This window comes from Kitasatospora sp. NPDC051984, assembly GCF_044593455.1.
Taxonomy (GTDB): domain Bacteria; phylum Actinomycetota; class Actinomycetes; order Streptomycetales; family Streptomycetaceae; genus Kitasatospora.
In genome coordinates, this window is sequence record NZ_JBIUCB010000001.1 from 587,817 (window position 1) to 606,736 (window position 18,920).

General features: G+C 72.6%; 17 protein-coding genes and 1 tRNA gene (1 of these 18 only partly in view). 12 read left to right on the plus strand and 6 right to left on the minus strand.

Annotated features, from left to right (window positions below; genetic code table 11):
* The first annotated feature begins 31 nt into the window (after nucleotides 1-31).
* The 5 genes from ACIHEI_RS02700 (at nucleotide 32) to ACIHEI_RS02720 (ending at nucleotide 5,104) form a co-directional block, all read left to right on the plus strand.
* Nucleotides 32-2,329: an ATP-dependent DNA helicase UvrD2 gene (locus ACIHEI_RS02700; RefSeq protein WP_392954004.1), complete on the plus strand. Its 2,298-nt coding sequence runs from the start codon at nucleotides 32-34 to the stop codon at nucleotides 2,327-2,329.
* A gap of 159 nt (nucleotides 2,330-2,488) precedes the next feature.
* Nucleotides 2,489-2,908, plus strand: a complete 420-nt coding sequence (locus tag ACIHEI_RS02705; RefSeq protein ID WP_392954007.1) for a hypothetical protein — start codon at nucleotides 2,489-2,491, stop codon at nucleotides 2,906-2,908.
* Between the two features lie 171 nt (nucleotides 2,909-3,079).
* Nucleotides 3,080-3,445 carry a WhiB family transcriptional regulator gene (locus ACIHEI_RS02710; protein ID WP_387637533.1) on the plus strand — a complete coding sequence of 122 codons (366 nt, stop codon included), beginning with the start codon at nucleotides 3,080-3,082 and terminating at the stop codon, nucleotides 3,443-3,445.
* Nucleotides 3,442-3,852: a hypothetical protein gene (locus ACIHEI_RS02715; protein WP_387637530.1), complete on the plus strand. Its 411-nt coding sequence runs from the start codon at nucleotides 3,442-3,444 to the stop codon at nucleotides 3,850-3,852. Before ACIHEI_RS02710 ends, ACIHEI_RS02715 begins: the two co-directional genes overlap by 4 nt.
* Before the next feature lie 178 nt (nucleotides 3,853-4,030).
* Complete coding sequence (locus ACIHEI_RS02720) at nucleotides 4,031-5,104, plus strand: phosphotransferase (RefSeq protein WP_387865577.1); 1,074 nt, start codon at nucleotides 4,031-4,033, stop codon at nucleotides 5,102-5,104.
* A gap of 43 nt (nucleotides 5,105-5,147) precedes the next feature.
* On the opposite strand, the gene ACIHEI_RS02725 is transcribed toward ACIHEI_RS02720, so the two are convergent.
* The 3 genes from ACIHEI_RS02725 to ACIHEI_RS02735 form a co-directional block, all read right to left on the minus strand.
* Nucleotides 5,148-5,771 carry a hypothetical protein gene (locus tag ACIHEI_RS02725; protein ID WP_396605358.1) on the minus strand — a complete coding sequence of 208 codons (624 nt, stop codon included), beginning with the start codon at nucleotides 5,769-5,771 and terminating at the stop codon, nucleotides 5,148-5,150.
* A 33-nt stretch (nucleotides 5,772-5,804) separates the two neighbouring features.
* Nucleotides 5,805-7,139, minus strand: a complete 1,335-nt coding sequence (locus ACIHEI_RS02730; RefSeq protein WP_392954017.1) for an ABC1 kinase family protein — start codon at nucleotides 7,137-7,139, stop codon at nucleotides 5,805-5,807.
* 320 nt (nucleotides 7,140-7,459) lie between these two features.
* Nucleotides 7,460-8,569 (minus strand): ThiF family adenylyltransferase, encoded by a 1,110-nt coding sequence (locus tag ACIHEI_RS02735; RefSeq protein WP_387637521.1) that lies wholly within the window; start codon nucleotides 8,567-8,569, stop codon nucleotides 7,460-7,462.
* Nucleotides 8,570-8,798: 229 nt separating this feature from the next.
* Between ACIHEI_RS02735 and ACIHEI_RS02740 the strand changes: the two genes are divergently transcribed.
* Complete coding sequence (locus ACIHEI_RS02740) at nucleotides 8,799-9,458, plus strand: M48 family metallopeptidase (RefSeq protein ID WP_392954022.1); 660 nt, start codon at nucleotides 8,799-8,801, stop codon at nucleotides 9,456-9,458.
* Between the two features lie 114 nt (nucleotides 9,459-9,572).
* On the opposite strand, the gene ACIHEI_RS02745 is transcribed toward ACIHEI_RS02740, so the two are convergent.
* The gene (locus tag ACIHEI_RS02745; protein ID WP_387637516.1) at nucleotides 9,573-10,136 is read right to left on the minus strand and encodes an NUDIX hydrolase; all 564 of its coding nucleotides are present in this window, start codon (nucleotides 10,134-10,136) and stop codon (nucleotides 9,573-9,575) included.
* Nucleotides 10,133-11,707: a zinc-dependent metalloprotease gene (locus tag ACIHEI_RS02750; protein WP_396605359.1), complete on the minus strand. Its 1,575-nt coding sequence runs from the start codon at nucleotides 11,705-11,707 to the stop codon at nucleotides 10,133-10,135. Before ACIHEI_RS02750 ends, ACIHEI_RS02745 begins: the two co-directional genes overlap by 4 nt.
* Before the next feature lie 202 nt (nucleotides 11,708-11,909).
* Between ACIHEI_RS02750 and ACIHEI_RS02755 the strand changes: the two genes are divergently transcribed.
* The 4 genes from ACIHEI_RS02755 (at nucleotide 11,910) to ACIHEI_RS02770 (ending at nucleotide 15,091) form a co-directional block, all read left to right on the plus strand.
* Nucleotides 11,910-13,058, plus strand: a complete 1,149-nt coding sequence (locus ACIHEI_RS02755) for an NAD-dependent epimerase/dehydratase family protein (RefSeq protein ID WP_387637512.1) — start codon at nucleotides 11,910-11,912, stop codon at nucleotides 13,056-13,058.
* Between the two features lie 87 nt (nucleotides 13,059-13,145).
* Nucleotides 13,146-13,586 carry a molybdenum cofactor biosynthesis protein MoaE gene (locus ACIHEI_RS02760; protein WP_387637510.1) on the plus strand — a complete coding sequence of 147 codons (441 nt, stop codon included), beginning with the start codon at nucleotides 13,146-13,148 and terminating at the stop codon, nucleotides 13,584-13,586.
* Nucleotides 13,587-13,746: 160 nt separating this feature from the next.
* Nucleotides 13,747-13,926: a hypothetical protein gene (locus ACIHEI_RS02765; protein WP_392954028.1), complete on the plus strand. Its 180-nt coding sequence runs from the start codon at nucleotides 13,747-13,749 to the stop codon at nucleotides 13,924-13,926.
* A gap of 82 nt (nucleotides 13,927-14,008) precedes the next feature.
* The gene (locus ACIHEI_RS02770) at nucleotides 14,009-15,091 is read left to right on the plus strand and encodes a PDZ domain-containing protein (RefSeq protein ID WP_396605360.1); all 1,083 of its coding nucleotides are present in this window, start codon (nucleotides 14,009-14,011) and stop codon (nucleotides 15,089-15,091) included.
* 93 nt (nucleotides 15,092-15,184) lie between these two features.
* Here the strand turns inward: ACIHEI_RS02770 and ACIHEI_RS02775 are convergent, their stop codons facing one another.
* Nucleotides 15,185-15,745 (minus strand): PPA1309 family protein, encoded by a 561-nt coding sequence (locus tag ACIHEI_RS02775; RefSeq protein WP_387865564.1) that lies wholly within the window; start codon nucleotides 15,743-15,745, stop codon nucleotides 15,185-15,187.
* A gap of 169 nt (nucleotides 15,746-15,914) precedes the next feature.
* Between ACIHEI_RS02775 and ACIHEI_RS02780 the strand changes: the two genes are divergently transcribed.
* Both ACIHEI_RS02780 and ACIHEI_RS02785 read left to right on the plus strand, forming a co-directional pair.
* Nucleotides 15,915-18,830, plus strand: coding sequence for a UPF0182 family protein (locus ACIHEI_RS02780; RefSeq protein WP_396605490.1), 2,916 nt, complete (start codon nucleotides 15,915-15,917; stop codon nucleotides 18,828-18,830).
* 65 nt (nucleotides 18,831-18,895) lie between these two features.
* A tRNA-Met gene (locus ACIHEI_RS02785) sits at nucleotides 18,896-18,920 on the plus strand (it continues 149 nt past the right edge of the window).

Sequence of the window (18,920 nt, forward strand, 5' to 3'; positions counted from 1 at the left end):
ACTGTCCGGCGCGCCTGCGAGGATGGAAGGCATGCAGGATGACCTCCCCGGCCTCGGCGGCCCCAGCCAGCAGCACCGCCCCGGCGGCTTCGCCCCCCTCGGAGCGGACGCCGTGCTGGCCGGACTCGACCCCGAACAGCGCGCCGTGGCCACCGCCCTGCACGGCCCGGTCTGCGTGCTGGCCGGCGCCGGCACCGGCAAGACCCGGGCCATCACCCACCGGATCGCCTACGGCGTGCGCAGCGGCGTCTACCAGCCGGCCCAGGTCCTCGCCGTCACCTTCACCGCCCGCGCCGCCGGCGAGATGCGCGGCCGGCTGCGCCAGCTCGGCGCCGAGGGCGTCCAGGCCCGCACCTTCCACTCCGCCGCGCTGCGCCAGCTCCAGTACTTCTGGCCGCGCGCCATCGGCGGAGACGTCCCCCGGCTGCTGGAGCGCAAGGTCCAGCTGGTCGCCGAGGCGGCCGGCCGCAGCGGCCTGCGCGTCCAGCGCACCGAACTGCGCGACCTGACCGCCGAGGTCGAATGGGCCAAGGTCACCCAGGTCGTCCCCGACGACTACCCGACCGCCGTCGCCAAGTCCGCCCGCGAGGCCCCGCGCGACCCGGCCGAGATCGCCCGGGTCTACGCCGCTTATGAGCAGACCAAGCGCGACCGCGGCCTGATCGACTTCGAGGACGTGCTGCTCCTCACCGCCGCCATCCTGGAGGACCGCCCGGAGATCGCCGACCGGGTCCGCGCCCAGTACCGGCACTTCACCGTCGACGAGTACCAGGACGTCTCCCCGCTCCAGCAGCGCCTGCTGGAGCAGTGGACGGGCGGCGACGGCGGCGCCAGCCTCTGCGTGGTCGGCGACGCCAGCCAGACCATCTACTCCTTCACCGGCGCCACCCCCGACTACCTGCTGAACTTCCGTCAGCGCCACCCCGAGGCGACGGTGGTCAAGCTGGTGCGCGACTACCGCTCCACCCCGCAGGTGGTGCACCTGGCCAACGGCCTGCTCGCCCAGGCCCGCGGCCAGGCCGCCCAGCACCGCCTGGAGCTGATCTCCCAGCGCGAGGCCGGTCCCGAGCCGGTCTACCGCGAGTACCAGGACGAGCCCACCGAGGCCGAGTCCACCGCCCGGCTGATCCGCGACCTGCTCGGCACCGGCGTGCGGGCCAGCGAGATCGCCGTGCTGTTCCGCACCAACAGCCAGTCCGAGGTGTACGAGCAGGCGCTCGCCGACCTCGGCATCTCCTACCAGCTCAAGGGCGCCGAGCGGTTCTTCGAGCGGCCCGAGGTCCGGGAGGCCGGGGTGCTGCTCAAGGGCGCCGCCCGGGCCGCCGACGACCCGCTGACCGCCGGCGCGCCCGACCTCGCCGCCCAGGTCCGCGCGGTGCTCGCCACCCGCGGCTTCTCCGCCACCGCCCCGGCCGGCTCCGGCGCCGTCCGCGAGCGCTGGGAGTCGCTGAACGCGCTGGTCCGCCTCGCCGAGGAGTTCGAGACCGCCCGCACTGCCGCCGGCGAGCGCGCCGACCTCTCGGCCTACGTCGCCGAACTCGACGCCCGGGCCGCCGCCCAGCACGCCCCCGCCGTCGAGGGCGTCACGCTGGCCTCGCTGCACGCCGCCAAGGGCCTGGAGTGGGACGCCGTGTTCCTGGTCGGCCTCACCGAGGGCACGCTGCCGATCATCTACGCCAAGACCGACGAGCAGGTCGAGGAGGAGCGCCGCCTGCTGTACGTCGGCGTCACCCGGGCCCGCCGCTTCCTCACCCTCTCCTGGTCGCTGTCCCGCTCGCCGGGCGGCCGCGCCTCCCGCAAGCCCACCCGCTTCCTGGACGGCCTGCGCCCCGGCTCCTCCAGCTCCGGCCCGCGCACCCGCGGCGGGCGCGGGGGCATCGAGCCCGGCGCGGAGCGCCCGGCCGCGCGCCGGGTGCGCGGCCCCGTCAAGTGCCGGGTCTGCGACCGCACCCTGACCGAGGCCGTCGAGCGCAAGCTCGGCCGCTGCGAGGACTGCCCGTCCAACATGGACGAGGCGCTGTTCGAGCGGCTGCGCGAGTGGCGTTCGGCCCGCGCCAAGGAGCAGAGCGTCCCGGCCTACGTGGTGTTCACCGACGCCACCCTGATGGCCATCGCGGAGAACGTGCCGGGCAGCCTCGCGGAGCTCTCCCGGATCTCCGGGGTGGGGGCCATGAAGCTGGACAAGTACGGTTCCGACGTGCTGTTGTTGTGTGCGGGGGAGAGTCCGGAGCTCGTGGGGGAGCCCGACGGGGAGCAGGTGCAGGACTCACCCGGGGACGAGGCCGCCGAGCAGGCCGAGAACTCACCGGAAAACTCGCCGGAAAAATAGTTTGCGCGCCGCGCGTACGGCGCAATAGCCTGCCGGAGCGGTCAAGGGGACGAGACCGCAACGCTCGCAGAGGGCTTGTTTCTGCGTGCGCTGACCATCAACCAGATATCGGAGCCCGGGGGACTGGGCACCGCGAGACGCCGAGAGGAGGCGAGTTCAGTGTCGACGAAGACGATCACCAAAATGATTGACCCGATGTCCACCCTCGCCATGCCCGCGCGCGTCCTCGTGCCGGGTCTGGGTCTCGACGTGGCCGGCGGCAACGCCGGAGTCCTGCTGATTGCCGAGCACTGCCTTGTCAGTGGTCGTGGCAATGCTGAGGGCACCAGTGTCGAGGCGGGTCCGTCCCGTGACCGGTCCGTGTTTGTCGACGGCATCACGCTGTCCGATGAGCGACCGACCAAGGCACCGAAGGCAGTAGCGGCAGAAGCGGCCCATGGTCGCTATGCGGCCGTCGTCGGTGCCGGAGTCAAGCAGCAGAAGCAGCAGAGCATTCTGGCCACGGCCGCCGTTCGCGGCGCCGGAGCCGTCCGGAAGCAGGCTTTCCGCGGGCCTGGACCCTGGAGCGAACGACCCTGACGCAACCCGTCAGGGCGGTGCCTCCAGGGCCGCGGAAACCCAGCAACCGGGTTCCGCGGCCCTTCTGTTTTGTCCGGTACGCACGACCCACCCAGGCCCCACGCGGGCCTCCGGCCGAACTCGAACAACGAGCCCGGCCGGACCCATCAAAAGACGAGGAAGACGCCCACAGTGTCCACGGTCATCACACCGCCGCCCCTCCCGTCCGTACCCGACAAGACCATCAAGGCCGACCAGGCCGACCCCCCGGAGGTAACACTCATGCAGCTCACCGCCATCGACGAGGCTGACTCGCTCGGGCTTCCCATTCCGTGCCGGGCCTTCGACCCGGAGGTCTTCTTCGCGGAGACGCCCGCCGACGTCGAGTACGCCAAGTCGCTGTGTGGCACCTGCCCCGTCAAGGCCTCCTGCCTGACCGGCGCGCTCGAGCGCCGCGAGCCGTGGGGCGTCTGGGGTGGCGAGCTCTTCGTCCAGGGCGTCGTCGTCGCCCGCAAGCGTCCCCGTGGCCGTCCGCGCAAGACCGAGGTCATGGCGTGAACCCCGCAGCCCGTTCCCGCACCGAAGCCGCAGCCGTCCGCAGGGGAGAGCAGCCCCCGCTGGACACCGCACTGCGCGACTCGGTACGCCTCGCGGCCGCCAAGGCCGACTCCGAACTGACCCGTCCCTTCCCGACTACGCACCACGAGCAGGACCACCACATGAACCCCGCCGGCATCGATCCGACCGTCCGCTCCGAGCAGACCACCGAACTTCAGATCCAGAACAGGACCCTCGAGATGAATCTCCTCCAAGAATCCCTGGCGCGTGCGCATATGCAGGAACGCCTCCACGAGGCCGAGGAGCAACGCCTCGGCCTGCGGGTGATGCGCGCGACGCGACTGCGCCGCAAGGCCGAACAGGCCTCCCTGCGCGCCCGCAAGGCCCTTGCCGTCGCCCTGATGTGACGGACGCTCCACCCCCGCCGACCGGGCCCGTGCCCACGTCGGTGACCAACCCCTGAACGCCGATGGCCGACTCCTCCCCCGGGAGTCGGCCATCGGCGCGTCCAGGCGTTTCCCCGTCCAACTCCGCAGGGTCGTACTGTCGTTCGTCGCTCGAACGTAACGTGCGAGGATGTGCCGCATGTGGTCCTCCCTTCCGCTCGGCGAGCGGCTGCGCGCCGAGCTCGGTTCGCCGCGCAAGGTCCGCCGCCTGGCCAGCAGTCCGCGCTCCCGGGTCTGGCGGGCCGAACTGTCCGGCGCCCCGGTGGTGGTGAAGCAACTGGTCGACTCGCCCGGCGCCGACGACCGCTACGCCCGCGAGGCGGCCGCACTGTCCCTCGCCTCCCGGCGGGCCGGCCGCGCCGGTCGCCCTGTGGTGCCCACGCTGCTCGGTACCGACCCCGACGCGCGCATGGTGGTGCTGGAACGCCTGGAGAACCGCACCCCCGGCCCCGGCTGGCAGATCGACTACGCCGTCGCGCTGGCCGGGCTGCACGCGAGCGCCCCCGCCGACCTGGACGACCTGGCCGGGACGGCTCCCGGCACCGCGCTGCCCGCCTGGACCGGACCGACCGGCCGCGACCTCGGCTGCTTCCTCGCGCTGGCCCGCGCCCTCGACGTCCCAGCCCCGCCCGGTGCCCGCGCCGAGGCCGAGGCACTGCTCGCCCGGCTCTCCGCCACCCCCGTCCGGCACGCGCTGCTGCACGGCGATCCCTGCCCCGGCAATGACCTGCACACCGCCGAGGGCGTCCGGTTCATCGACTTCGAGCAGTCCTCGCTCGGCCCGGGCGCGGCCGAATTCGCCTATCTGCGAATAGGTTTCCCCACCTGCTGGTGCTCCACCGCCCCGCCCGCCGACGTACTCACCGAGGCCGAGGCCGCCTACCGCACCGCCTGGCGGGCCGCCACCGGCACCGCGGCCGCCACCGACGCCGAGCTCGCCGACGCCTGCGCCGGCTGGCTGCTGCGCGGCGACGCCCTCGTCCCCAAGGCCGAACGCGGCCTCGCCGACCAACTCGCCCGCGTGCACCACGCGGACTGGACCTGGGGCAACGCCACCGCCCGCCGCCGCCTGGCACACCGCCTCCGGGCCGTCGCCGCCCTGGCCGGCGAGGACAGCGCCCTCCCGGTCTTCGGCCGCTTCTGCGCCACCCTCGCCACCCGCGTCCGGACCGCCTGGCCGGCCGCCGGGCCGCTGCCGAGCGAACGCTCCTGACCCGCCGTCGGCTCCCGCCCGCCGGGCGCTCCCCGGCGGACCGTCAGGCGCGGACCACCCACGCCTTGCGGTACTCCATCGCCCAGGCCAGGAACTTCGGGCAGCTCCGCCCCGCGGGCAGGTCGGTCTCTCCCGTCAACTCCCGCTCCGTCGCGGCGAAAATCGCGGCGAAGTCGTGCCGGACCAGGGTGAACGGCGGGACCGCGCCGAAGCCGCCGCCCAGGCAGTCTGCGAAGCCCATCGACTCCCGCCCGTAGTAGCCGCCCGGGCCGTTGATCGCCTCGCCCAGGGCGCAGTGCAGGCCGGTCTCGTCCTCGACGCCCGCGCCCGCCAGGTGGTACTCGCCGCCGGAGCGGTCCGGCTCGGGATCGCGCCGATTCAGCGCCAGCGACTGCCACTCCTGCTTGGCGGCGACGCTCAACCCGCGCCGGCTGCCCGGCTGCTGCGGCGGCCCGGGCTGCCACTGCCGCGAGACCTCGCGGGCGGCCGAGCCGGGCAGCGCCAGGACCTCGCGCGGTGGCGGCGGGTCGGCGAACAGCCCCTCGACGGCGGGGCACCGGCCGAGCAGCAGGTCCACACCGATCGCGTCCTCGTCGTCGCGCTCGCCGACGATCAGGAACCGCACCGGGAACGGCTGTTCCCACCGGGTGTGGTCCGCCACCAGCATGCCCGTGCCGTCTTCCGTCCGTCCGGCGGGCGTCTATTCGGGCTCGGCGAAGCCGGGCAGCCAGCGGAGGAGTTCCTCGTGCAGGCGGACAGTGGCGCCGAGCTGGCAGAGCACACCGATGGTGGAGAGCGTGACGCGGTGAATCAGCAGGTAGGAGGGCGGGAGGTTGAGCTGCTTGCCGAGGTTGTAGGCGGGGGAGCGCGGGTCGGCGATCCGGGCGGCCTGGGTGCGCATCCATTCGCGGCTGAAGGTGAACTGCTCGGCACGGGTGGGTTCGATGATCGGCAGCAGGTAGTCGAGCACCGCGTCCGGATCGAGCGAGATGGTCGGGCGGACGAAGCCCTCCTGCTTGAGCAGGTCGTAGACGGCGCCTGCGTCGCCCGCCAGGGCGAGCCGCAGGGAGGTGCCGATCGGGCGGGGCAGACCGCCGGGGAGGCGGTCAACGGTGCCGAAGTCGAGCACGCCGAGCTGCCAACTGGAGGCGGCCCGGCCGGTCTTGACGAGCCGGAAATTGCCGGGGTGAGGGTCGGCGTGCAGCAGGCCGGTGCGGGCCGGGCCGGCGAACAGGAAGCGGGCGAGCAGCTGCCCGGCCCGGTCGCGTTCGGTCCGGGTGCCGTCGGAGATGACCTGGGACAGCGGCTTGCCGTCCAGCCACTCGGTGACCAGCACCCGCCCGGACTGGGCGACCACCCGGGGCACCCGGATGTCGGCGTCGTCGGCGAACTCCTGGGCGTGCAGCTGCTGCGACTCGGCCTCCAACTGGTAGTCGAGCTCCTCGGCGACCCGCTCGCGCAGCTCGGCGATCAGCGGCTTGATGTCCATGCCCGGGATCAGCGGGCCCAGCATCCGGGCCAGCCGGGCGAGTTGGCCGAGGTCGCTGAGCAGGGCGTCGCCCGCGCCCGGGTACTGGATCTTGACCGCGACGTCCCGCCCGTCCTGCCAGACGGCCCGGTGCACCTGGCCGATGGAGGCGGCGGCGGACGGCTGATCGGAGAAGGAGCGGAAGTTGGCGGCCCAGTCGTCGCCCAGGTCGGCGGCCAGCACCGAGTGCACGGTGCGGGTCGGCATGGCCGGGGCGGAGTCCTGGAGCTTGGTCAGTGCGGCCCGGTAGGGGCCCGCCACGTCCTCCGGGAGGGCCGATTCGAAGACCGACATGGCCTGCCCGAACTTCATTGCACCTCCCTTCAACTTGCCGAGCGTGGCGAAGAGTTGCTCGGCGGTCTGGGCCTGGAGCTCGGCCGCGACCTCCTCCGCCGGACGCCCGCCGAGCCGCTTGCCCAGGCCGAGCGTGGCACGGCCGGCGAAGCTCAGCGGCAGCGCCGCCAGCCGGGCCGTACGGGAGACCGCCTTGCGCGGCATCTCAGACATCGGCCGTCTCCGTTCGGACCGTGCGGTCAACAGCGGCTGTCGCCGTCGCCAAACCAGCCGTCGCCACATGCCGCCGGGCCGCCGCCGGGCGCGGGTGGGCGACCGGTCGCGCCGTGCCGGTCACTGCCTTGCGCGGTAGATCGCTCACCGGACCTCCAGATCAGCCGGACCGACCGGCGGCCCCCCGCCGGCGGTGGTGCGTGGACTCCCGGGGCCCGCCCGGCGCTCTTCCCCGCCGGGCCGCGCGCTCCGGAGGCGTGCACCGGGCAGGGCGTGCGGTGGATCGGCTGGGTCTCGCCGGACGGACCCGAAGGCATGTCCTATGCCATTGTGCCCGCTTGGGCGGGTGTGACGGACTGCCACAGGCAACCGCAGTCGGGGTGACTGCGCAGCCGCAGCCGCCGCACCATGCCGTCGGCCGCGGACAGTTCGCACCAGCCGTCCACGCTCGGTGGCAGCACCCCGTCCAGGTACAGCTGGACGTGCAGGGCGGCGAGCCCGGCGATGGAGGCGGCGACCGCGCCGTCGCAGGCCGGGGCGCGGGGGCGGCCGGGGCCTTCGTCGATCAGCTGGGCGAGCAGCCGGGGCCAGGCCTCGTCCTCGTCCCGCCGGGCCAGGGTGGCGCAGCTGCCGCAGGCGGAGGCCCCCGGGACGACCAATGGGCCGACCACGCCGAGGTGTTCGAGCACCCCGGTGTACAGGTGCGGAATGCCGGCCCGCATCAACTCCTGGGCGTCGACGGCGGCGCCGGTGTACGCGGCGGAGCCGTCTCGCGGGGCGAGCACCACCAGGGTGGGCGGCGGGGGTGTGGCGGGCGGCCGCTTGTAGCGCTCGCCGACCGGGGCACCGATGGCGCGGTGCACCAACTCGCGGGCGGCGGTGGCACGCAGCCGCCCGACGTCTCCCGGCGGGAAGCCGCCGGGTGCGCAGTCCCGGACGGTGACCCGGCCGCGGTCGAGCACGGCGACCTCGCCGATGCCGCCGGCGGCCAGCGCGGTGCCGACGGCCGCGCCGACCCGCCCCGCACCGCGCACCTCGACCCGGGCCGCGGCGCGGCTCTGCACCACGGCGGCGGCCTCCTCGGGCGCGGGGTGCACCAGGGAGAGCGAGGCGAGGTCGGGCCCCAGCAACTCCCGGCGGGCCGGCGGGTGCAGCTCCAGCACGTTGGCCAAGGCCTCGGTGTCGTCCAGCAGTTCACTCCGGGCGAGCGAGTCGAGCATGCCCTGGCAGTACTCGGAGCTCAGGCCGATCCGCTTCCCGGCGGCGACCAGCGCGGGCCCGTCCCGGGTGCCGTCGATCAGTTCCAGGAACATGGCGAGCTTGCGATCGACGCCTTCGATCAGGCGGGCGTGCCGCCGGACGGTGCCGAACTGCAGGGTCTGCTTCTCCCGCCAGAGCCGGGACAGGGCGGGCTTGATCACGGGGCGCATGTCGGTCCTCCAAGCGTCGGTCTCCGGCGTCCCGGTCGAGGCGTCGGATCAACTGGTGACCGCAGCATGCCCGCGACCTTCCGTACACGAAAGCGCGTTGTCCACAGGCCCGTACTGACAATCCGGTCATCACCGTGCACAGCCTGTGGACAACGCGCCCGGGTGGTCCCCGGGGCCGCGCCGTCCCGGTGCCGGACTTCTGTCGCGAGGACGGGGTAACGTCCATGCCATGGCAGCCGAACGCGACTCCCATCGGTCGGCGTCGCGTAGGCGTGCCCGGGCGGCCTCCGGGTCCACGGCCGCGGCGCCCGGTGCGCATGTCAGCACCGAGGCCGACCGGGCCCGCGGCCCCGAGCGGGGCATCGACCGCAGCAAGGTCGAGGTGCGCCGCAGCGCCCGCCGCAGCCGCACCGTCTCCGCCTATCGCGAGGGCGACCGCACCGTGGTGCTGATCCCGGCCCGGATGTCGCACGCCGAGGAACAGCGCTGGGTGGCGCAGATGCTCGACAAACTGGCCGCGCAGGAGAAGCGCCGGGTGCTCGGCGACGAGGCCCTGCAGGCCCGGGCCACCGAGCTCTCCGAGCTGTACCTGGGCGGCCGCGCCGAGCCCGACCAGGTCCGCTGGGTGACCAACCAGAACTCCCGCTGGGGCTCGTGCACCCCCAGCGAGCGCACCATCCGGCTCTCCCACCGTCTCCAGGGCATGCCCGAGTACGTGGTGGACTACGTGCTGCTGCACGAGCTCGCCCACCTGCTGGTGCCCGACCACGGCCCCCGGTTCTGGGCGCTGCTGGACGCCTACCCGCGCACCGAGCGGGCTCGCGGCTACCTGGAGGGCGTCGCCTCCGCCGCCCGGCTGCCGCACATCCCCGGCGCCCGGAACACCTGACGGTCTCCCGGACGCGCGACGACCCCCGGACGCGCGACGACCCCCGCCGGACCCGTCAGGGCCCCGCAGGGGTCGAAAGCGAGTGGCCTCGGAAGCGAGTGGCCGCGAGTGGCCTCAGACCAGCGCCCGGGCCCGCGCCACCAGGTCGCGCACCGAGTGGTCGGTGTCGGCCGGCAGCTGCTCCCAGCCGAACCAGCGCAGGTCCAGCGACTCCTCGCTGATCAGCTCGCGCGCCCCGGCCGGGGCGAGGGCGACGTACTGCACGTCCAGGTGGATGTTCTCCGGCCGGTCCTTGCCCAGGCAGTGCACGTGGTGCCGGTCCAGCTTCACCGGCGCGGTGCGGCCGCCGACCGCGAGCAGCTCCAGTTCGGCGATGCCGGACTCCTCGACGGCCTCGCGCAGCGCCGCCGCGGCCAGCGTCTCGTCCCCGGGCTCGCAGTGGCCGCCCATCTGCAGCCACCTGCCGACCTTGGGGTGCAGCGTCAGCAGCACCCGCCCCTCGGCCGGGTCGACCACCAGCGCGCTGGCGGTGATGTGGCCGGGCAGGCAGGCCCGCCACAGGCCGTCGGGGTGGGCCGCCAGGTGCGCCAGGTAGTCGCGGCGCAGCTCCTGCTGGCCGTCCTCGTCAGGCGCCCAGTCGGTCAGCGCGCGGACGGCATCGGTGTGCAGCGACGTCACTTGGTGTCGCCCTCCGTGCCGTCGTCGTCCTTGTCCGGGGAGGACTTGCCCGAAGCGGGCTTGTCGGAGTCGCCCTCGGTGGAGGCGTCGCCCTCGGCGGAGGCATCGCCCTCGGTGGAGGCGTCGCCCTTGGTCAGGTCGGGCTTCCCGGAGCCGCCGCCCGCGGCCTCGCCGAGCAGCTTGTTCAGCGCGTCGAAGTCGAAGCCGCCCTCGGTCTCGGCGGTGGTGTCGCGGTGCACGAAGCCGTCCGGGTCGTCCAGGTCGGCAGCGGTGGGCAGCATGTCGGGGTGGCTCCAGAGCGCGTCCCGGCCCTCGACGCCTCGGGCGTCGGCGAGCGAGGCCCACAGGCGGGAGGCGTCGCGCAGGCGGCGCGGGCGGAGCTCCAGGCCGACCAGGGTGGCGAAGGTCTGCTCGGCGGGGCCGCCGGTGGCGCGGCGACGGCGGAGCGTCTCGCGCAGGGCGGCGGCGTGCGGCAGGTGGGGGGTGGCGGCGGCGTGCACGACGGCGTCGACCCAGCCCTCGACCAGGGCGAGCGCGGTCTCCAGCCGGGCCAGCGCGGCCTTCTGCTCGGGGGTGTCCTCGGGCTGCAGCAGGCCGCCGGCCAGCGCGTCCTGCAGGGCCTCGGGGTTGCTCGGGTCGAGCTGGCCGACCAGCTCCTCCATCCGCGAGGTGTCGACCTTGATGCCGCGCGCGTACGCCTCGACGGCGCCGAACAGGTGCGCCCGCAGCCACGGCACGTGGGCGAAGAGCCGCTGGTGGGCGGCCTCGCGCAGGGCCAGGTAGAGCCGGACCTCCTCGGCGGGCACGTTCAGGCCGTCACCGAACTCGGCGATGTTCTGCGGCAGCAGCGCGGCCTTTCCGGCGGGGGCGAGCGGCAGGCCGACGTCGGTGGAGCCGAGCACCTCGGCGGCCAGCGCGCCGAGCGCCTGCCCGATCTGGGTGCCGAACATGGCGCCGCCCATGGAGCGCATCATGCCCATCAGCGGCCCGGCCACGGCCTGCATCTCCTCGGGCAGCACGCCGCCCATGGCGTTGCCGACCCGCTCGGCGACCGGGTCGACCAGGTCCTTCCACACCGGCAGGGTGGCCTCGATCCACTCGGCGCGGCTCCATGCCACGGCCGTCGAGGAGGTGGACGGGAACTCGGTCGCCGAGTCCAGCCACAGGTCGGCCAGCCGGACCGACTCGACGACGGCGGTGCGCTCGGCGGCGCCCACCGAGCGGTCCTTGGTCTTCCCCTCGGGCTGCTCGGCGACCACGGTCTGCCGGGCGATGTTCTTGGCCAGCTCCCAGTTCACCGGGCCGCCCTCGAACGAGAGCATCTGCCCGAGCTGCTGGAACGCCGCGCCCAGGTCGTTGGGGTTGAAGCCGCCCATCATCGCGGCGAACGGGTTGTCGCCGCCCGCCCCGCCGGCGCCGCCCATGCCGAACAGCGCCCCGAAGGGGTTTCCGTTGCCGAAGCCGAACGGCTGCGGGGTCGAGTCGCCCTGCTCGCCGTCCTTCTTGCCCTTGTTCTTGCCGTCCTCGGGCTCCTCGGGGGGAACGCCGAATCCGAAGGGGAGGTCGCTCACGGGGTCCTCGATCTGATCGGCCGTCACGCGGGTGTGGCGGGAAATTCTGTTGCCCGGAGGCTCCGGGCAGTTTCAATAGTCTCGCGGCCAATGGTCTCGCGGCCGACCGCGCCGGGTGCACCGCTGGGGCCGAGCCTCGGGCAGGATGGACAGTGCGTGACACTCGTGCGTACGCACTTAAGCTAACCGTGGAGGATGGCCGGTGAGTTCCCCGCCTTCGGACGTTCGCTCTGGGCTGACCGAGGGCGAGGACGTGCCGGCCGACGCCGGTTCGCCGCCTCCAGCCTACGGCGGCAAACCGCTCACCGTGGCCGTCACGGGCGCCGCCGGCGTGCTCGGCGAGCGCGTCGCCCAGCGCCTGGTGGCCTCCCCGCACGTCCGCCGGGTGCTCGCGGTGGACGACCGCCGCGGCGAAGTACCCGGCGTGCACTGGCGGGTACTCGACGTGCGCGACCCGGCGGTGGCCGAGCGGCTGTCCGGCGTGGACGTGGTGGTGCACCTGGCGATGGACCTCGGCATGGAGTCCGACCCGCGCACCCGCAGCGCCTACAACGTGCGCGGCGCACAGACCGTGCTGACCGCCGCCGCGGCGGCCGGCGTGCACCGGGTGGTGCTGTGCACCTCCGCGATGGTCTACGGGGCGCTGGCCGACAACGAAGTCCCGCTCGCGGAGGACTCCGAACTGCGGGCCACCGAGGAGGCCTCGCTGGTCGGCGACCTGCTGGAGATCGAACGGCTCGCCCGCCGCGCCCCGCGCGCCCACCCCGGGCTGCAGATCACCGTGCTGCGCCCGGCCGTGGTGGTCGGCCCCGGCATCGACACCGTGCTCACCCGCCACTTCGAGGCCCCGCGCCTGCTGGTGGTGGCCGGCTCCCGCCCGTGCTGGCAGTTCTGCCACCTCGACGACCTGGCCTCGGCGCTGGAGTACGCCGCCCTCGGCCTGGTCGAGGGCGAGGTGACGGTCGGCTGCGACGGCTGGCTGGAGCAGGAGGACGTGGAGGAGCTGTCCGGGATCCGCCGGATGGAACTGCCCGCCTCGCTGGCCCTGGGCACCGCCGCCCGGCTGCACCGCCTCGGCCTGACCCCGGCCCCGGCCGGTGATCTCGCCTACACCATGTACCCGTGGGTGGTCTCCGGCAGCCGGCTGCACGAGGCGGGCTGGCGGCCCAAGCACACCAACGAGGAGGTGCTGGCCGAGCTGCTCGCCCAGGTGTCCGGCAAGCACGCGGTTGCCGGTCGCCGGCTGGGCGGCAAGGAGGCCGCCACCAGCCTGGGGGCGGCCGGTGCGACGGTGGCCCTGATCGGTACGGCGGCGCTGGTCCGCCGGGCCCGCAAGCACCGCCGGATCTGACCGTCGGGTCTGTCGCGCCGCGGACGGCCGTTGCGCGGTCCGAAGCCTGCTGCCGGGGCCCGGGTCGGATGCGGAATGATGAGGGGCATGTCCGAGAACCACGACCCGATCCGGCTGCTCGCCGTCCGCGAGACGCCGCTCTCCCTCGACGAGGTGCACGCGGCGGTCGGTGACGACGCGGCGGGCGGCACCACGCTGTTCGTCGGCACGGTGCGCGACCACGACGGCGGGAAGGCGGTCACGGCGCTGGAGTACAGCGCCCATCCGACCGCCGAGCGGGAGCTGCGCCGGATCGCGGAGAAGGTCTGCGCGGACTTCCCGGTCCGGGCGCTGGCGGCTGTGCACCGTACCGGACGGCTGGAGATCGGCGACGTCGCGGTGATCGTCGCGGTGTCCTGTCCGCACCGCGGCGAGGCGTTCGAGGCCTCGCGTCGGCTGATCGACGACCTCAAGCACGAGGTGCCGATCTGGAAACACCAGGTTTTCGCCGACGGCGAGGAGGAATGGGTCGGAGCGGGGTCCTGCTGACCGCCCGTGTCCGCTCCGCGTCCCGCTCGTTCCCCGTTCGGGGGTATCTCGGAACGGTGGGCACGCCACGCCGTCCCGTAACTCGGACACCGCACGCGCCGTTCCCCCAGTAGGCGGCTAATCTGCTGATACGCATGACGAGCCTGTGGGGAGTTCGAAGATGGCTGCGCTTGCCTGGTTGATCATTCCTGTAGTGGCCGGACTGCTGGCCTCCGTCTGGGCGGGATGGGCGGCACGACCGCCGCGTTCCATCACCGACCCGTCCTCGCTCGCCGAACACGAACGCTTCCGCGCCGCGATGGAGCGCAGCACCGGCAGCGAACGTTCCGGCGGCAGGTAGCGCCGCGGGAGGCGCTGGTGGGAGCACAACGGCGGGCCGCGGAGCGGTGCATCGCGACCCGGACTTCCCGTACTGTCGTGCCATGCCACGCCGATCGGCGACGATGCTCGCCGCCACCCTGCTGCTGATAGGCCTGCTCTGTGCCTCGGTCCTGATGAAGGTGCCGTTCACCGAGATGAGCCCGGGGCCGACGTACAACACCCTCGGCGTGCAGGACAAGACCGGCACCCCGGTGATCACCATCACCGGGCGCGACACCTACCCGACCAGCGGCCACCTCAACATGACCACGGTCCAGGTCACCGGGGCGAACTACCAGCCCAGCCTGATCTCCGCGATCGTCGGCTGGATGCGGGGCGACGTGCTGGTGGTGCCGCACGACAACGTGTACCCGAAGGGCCAGACCGACCAGGAGGCCCAGCAGCAGAACGCGGAGGAGTTCGCCTCCTCCGAGGACAGCGCGAAGACCGCCGCGCTGAAGCAGCTGGACATCCCGGTCACCACCCAGATCATCGTCTCCTCGGTGACCTCCGGCGGCCCCTCGGAGGGCAAGCTGCACGCCGGCGACCAGATCGTCGCGGTGGACGGGACGGCGATCACCAGCCGGACCCAGGTCGCCGAGCAGGTGATGAAGCACAAGCCCGGCGAGACCACCGTCTTCACCGTCGTCCCGCACGCCAAGACCGGCTCGACGACTCCGGATCCGGCGGACCAGCAGCAGGTTTCCATCACCACCGGCAAGGCGCCGGACGAGGAGCGGGCCATCGTCGGCATCACGCCCGGCGTCGACCACGTCTACCCGTTCAAGATCGACATCGGCCTGCAGGACGTCGGCGGCCCCAGCGCCGGCCTGATGTTCGCCCTCGGCATCGTCGACAAGCTCACCCCCACCGACCTCACCGGCGGCAAGTTCGTGGCGGGCACCGGCACCATCGACGACACCGGCGCGGTCGGGCCGATCGGTGGCATTCAGATGAAGCTGATCGCGGCCCGCGACAAGGGCGCCGAGTACTTCTTCACCCCGGCGGACAACTGCTCGGAGGCGACGAAGGGGACGCCGTCCGGGCTCACGCTGGTGAAGGTCGACAATTTGGCGGGGGCGGTCAAGGCGCTCGACTCCATCCGGAGTGGGGACAAGGCGGCGCTGCCCAGCTGCAACAAGTAGTGGCTGTCCCGGAAAGGTCGCGACGGACGGCAAGTCATTGCCCTGCGTCGCGACCTTTCCGTCGGGTGCGTTCCCCGCGCCCTCGCTCTGCCCTTACTGGAACGTCGCGAGCAGGGCCTGGGTGAGGTTGGGGACCAGGTCAGGGCCGGTGAGGACCTCGCGGGCGATGTCCTTCTCGCGCAGGCGCAGGGCGACCTCGCGGGCGCCGTCGCGCAGGACGGCGGCGGTGATGCGGACTTCCTGGCGCTGGGGGTGGGTGGCCACCCAGTCGTTGATCTCCTGCTCGGTGGCGTTCTTCGGGCGGGAGGATTCGGCGCCGGGCGGGAGCATGAGCCGTTCGACGACCAGGGCGCAGCCGACCACGCCGTCGGGCCAGGCGATGGTGCCGAGGAAGCGGTCGAGTTCGGTGCCCGCGGGGATCTCCTCCTGCTCGACCGGGGTGAGGCCGGTCGGGTTCTCGTCCAGGCCGAGCTGGGTGGCGAGCCGCGGATTGGCCTTGCGCATCTGGGCGTTGTCGACCAGGGCGAAGAGGCGGGCGGGGTTGTCCCAGCCGAGGGTGGCGGCGTGCTCGTCGATCTCCAGCGCGGCCCGGGTGAGGGGGGTGGCGGCGGGCATGCCGGCGGCGGCGGAGGTCAGGTCAGGGGAGTCGGACATGGGGCCATCCTCACATGTCCGGGGGGGCCGTCTCCAACTCCGACGCAGTGTCCGGGAACTCCGGTAAAGACTGTTTAAGTTGCATTGGAGTCCGGTGTCCGCCCGTCCACGGCGCGGCACTGTCATCCCCAACGACAACAACAGCTGAGGTGGCGTCTTGACCTTCCAGATGCCGGATCGTTCCGATCCGGGTTTCCGAGCGAGAGTCGGGCCGCCGCCGCGCCGGACGAAGGTGCTGCTGCTGACGGTCGGCGTGCTGGCGGTGCTGTTCCTGCTGTTCGGCTTGTTCGCCGGGCTGTGGACCGACTGGCTGTGGTTCAAGTCGGTCAAGTACGGCTCGGTGTTCACGTCGCAACTGGGCGTGAAGGTCGGCCTGTTCGCGGTGTTCGGGCTGCTGATGGCGCTGGTGGTCGGGGCCAACCTGTGGCTGGCGTACCGGCTGCGGCCGCCGTTGGCGGCGATGTCGGTGGAGCAGCAGAGCCTGGACCGCTACCGGATGGGCGTGGCGCCGTTCCGCAAGTGGCTGCTGATCGGCCTGTCGGTGCTGGTCGGCCTGGCGGCCGGCGCGGCCGCGGGCGCGCAGTGGCGGACCTGGATGCTGTGGATCAACGGCACCTCGTTCGGGCAGAAGGACGCGCAGTTCCACCTGGACGTCTCGTTCTACGCGTTCCAACTGCCGTGGTACCAGTTCCTGCTGAGCTTCGCGTTCAGCGCGGTGATCGTGTCGCTGCTGGCGGCGACGGCGGTGCACTACCTGTACGGCGGTCTTCGGCTGCAGGGTCCGGGCCGTCGCGCGAGTGCCGGGGCGCAGGGTCATCTGGCCGTGCTGCTGGGCGTGTTCGTGCTGCTGAAGGCGGTGGCGTACTGGCTGGACCGGTACGCGCTGGCGGTGAAGAGCGAGTCGTACAAGGGCGTCGAGGGCTGGACCGGTCTGCGGTACGTGGACGCGAACGCGTTCCTGCCGGCCAAGACGATCCTGTTCTTCGTGGCGATCATCTGCGCGGTGCTGTTCTTCCTGACGCCGGTGCGGCGGACCTGGGCGCCGGCGCTGATCGGCTTCGGGCTGATGGCGCTGTCGGCGGTGCTGGTCGGCGGGCTGTACCCGGCGATCGTGCAGCAGTTCCAGGTCAAGCCGAACGAGCAGGCCAAGGAAACGGCGTACATCCAGAAGAACATCGACGCGACGCGGCAGGCGTACGGCATCGCCGACACCGAGGTGAAGCAGTACACGCCGACCGATTCCACGGACGCGGAGAAGCTGAAGCTGGACGCGCAGACCATCTCCGACATCCGGCTGCTGGACCCGAACGTGGTGGCGCCGACGTTCCAGCAGAACCAGGCGCTGCGCCAGTACTACGCGTTCCCGAAGACGCTGGACGTGGACCGGTACGGCGACCAGGACACCGTGCTGGGCGTGCGTGAGCTGGACCTGACGGGCGTGCAGCAGCGCAACTTCATCAACGACCACTTCAAGTACACCCACGGGTACGGCGTGGTCGCCGCCAAGGGCAACCAGGTGGACGCCAACGGCAACCCGGTCTACACGCAGCAGTCGCTGCCGACCACCGGGTCGCTGGGCGACTACCAGGAGCGGGTGTACTACGGCGAGAAGTCCACCACGTACTCGGTCGTCGGCCCCGGCATGGACGAGATCGACTACACCCGGGACTCCGACCCCGACCGGACGTACCAGTACACCGGCGGCAGCGGCGTCTCGCTGGACAACCCGCTGACCCGGGCCGCGTACGCGGTGAAGTTCGCCGAGCCGCAGATCCTCTACTCCGGGGCGATCAAGGACGGCGCGAAGATCCTCTACGACCGCACTCCGAAGGAGCGGGTGGAGAAGGTCGCGCCGTGGCTGTCGATCGACGCCGACCCGTACCCGGTGGTGGAGAACGGCCGTCTGGTGTGGGTGCTGGACGGCTACACCACTTCGGACGGCTTCCCGTTCTCGTCCAAGACGGTCCTCGGCGACGCCACCAAGGACTCGCTGACCGACCAGCGCGGCCGCACCCTGAGCGCCGTCAACGAGGTCAACTACATCCGCAACTCGGTGAAGGCCACGGTCGACGCGTACACGGGTGAGGTGACGCTCTACCAGTGGGACGACGCCGACCCGGTGCTGAAGACCTGGATGAAGGCGTTCCCGGGCACCGTCCAGCCGAAGGCGGACATCCCGGCGGAGCTGCTGCCGCACCTGCGCTACCCGCAGGACATGTTCAAGGTGCAGCGAGACCTGCTCGGGATGTACCACGTGACGGACGCGACGGCGTTCTTCAACGGCACCGACATCTGGGAGGTGCCGGTCGACCCGACCGTCAACGCCGACGAGGTGCAGCCGCCGTACTACCTGACGCTGCGGATGCCGGACGCGAAGAAGGCCAACTTCTCGCTGACCACCTCGTTCGTGCCCTCGGGCCGGAAGAACCTGGCCGCGTTCATGGCCGCGGAGGCCGACCCGGGGCCGGACTACGGCAAGCTGCGGATCCTGCGGATGACGGCCGAATCGGGCGCGCTCGGTCCGGCGCTGACCCAGGCGAAGTTCAACTCCGACACCGACGTCGCCCGCCAGCTGACCCTGCTGCGCAGCGGCAACGACTCGGACCTGGTGTACGGCAACCTGCTGACCCTGCCGGTCGGCGGCGGCATCCTCAACGTCGAGCCGGTGTACCTGGTGGCGCGCGGCGCGAAGGTGCCGGTGCTGAAGAAGGTGCTGGCGGTGTACGGCGACCACAACGTGGCGCTGGAGGACACCCTGGACAAGGCGCTGGCGAAGGTGCTCGGCTCGGCCGGCGCCGGGGCCACCACCCCGACCGCCCCCGCCGACCCGGGCAGCGGCAGCACCACGCCCACCACCCCGACCCCGCCGGCGACGCCCAAGCCGGGCGACAACCCGGCGCTGGCCAAGGCGCTGGCGGACGCCCAGAAGGCGTTCACCGACGGTCAGGCCGCGCTGAAGAACGGCGACTGGGTGGCGTACGGCCAGGCCCAGCAGGCGCTGCAGAAGGCGCTGGACGCCGCGCTGGCGGCCGAGTCGAAGAACGACTCGGTCAGTTCCTCGTCGGCGCCGCCGACCACCGGTTGACCGGCTGAGCTGCGGGAACTGATTTGCTGTTCCACCCCGCGACCGTGCTACGGTTGTTTCACCGACGCGGGGTGGAGCAGCTCGGTAGCT

Excerpts from the sequence above, each read along its gene's own strand:
- ACIHEI_RS02775 (WP_387865564.1), bottom strand. The coding sequence starts at position 15,745 with ATGTCCGACTCCCCTGACCTGACCTCCGCCGCCGCCGGCATGCCCGCC.
- ACIHEI_RS02780 (WP_396605490.1), top strand. The coding sequence starts at position 15,915 with ATGCCGGATCGTTCCGATCCGGGTTTCCGAGCGAGAGTCGGGCCGCCG.
- ACIHEI_RS02740 (WP_392954022.1), top strand. The coding sequence starts at position 8,799 with ATGGCAGCCGAACGCGACTCCCATCGGTCGGCGTCGCGTAGGCGTGCC.
- ACIHEI_RS02770 (WP_396605360.1), top strand. The coding sequence starts at position 14,009 with ATGCCACGCCGATCGGCGACGATGCTCGCCGCCACCCTGCTGCTGATA.
- ACIHEI_RS02730 (WP_392954017.1), bottom strand. The coding sequence starts at position 7,139 with ATGTCTGAGATGCCGCGCAAGGCGGTCTCCCGTACGGCCCGGCTGGCG.
- ACIHEI_RS02725 (WP_396605358.1), bottom strand. The coding sequence starts at position 5,771 with ATGCTGGTGGCGGACCACACCCGGTGGGAACAGCCGTTCCCGGTGCGG.
- ACIHEI_RS02700 (WP_392954004.1), top strand. The coding sequence starts at position 32 with ATGCAGGATGACCTCCCCGGCCTCGGCGGCCCCAGCCAGCAGCACCGC.
- ACIHEI_RS02720 (WP_387865577.1), top strand. The coding sequence starts at position 4,031 with ATGTGGTCCTCCCTTCCGCTCGGCGAGCGGCTGCGCGCCGAGCTCGGT.
- ACIHEI_RS02760 (WP_387637510.1), top strand. The coding sequence starts at position 13,146 with ATGTCCGAGAACCACGACCCGATCCGGCTGCTCGCCGTCCGCGAGACG.
- ACIHEI_RS02765 (WP_392954028.1), top strand. The coding sequence starts at position 13,747 with ATGGCTGCGCTTGCCTGGTTGATCATTCCTGTAGTGGCCGGACTGCTG.
- ACIHEI_RS02735 (WP_387637521.1), bottom strand. The coding sequence starts at position 8,569 with ATGCGCCCCGTGATCAAGCCCGCCCTGTCCCGGCTCTGGCGGGAGAAG.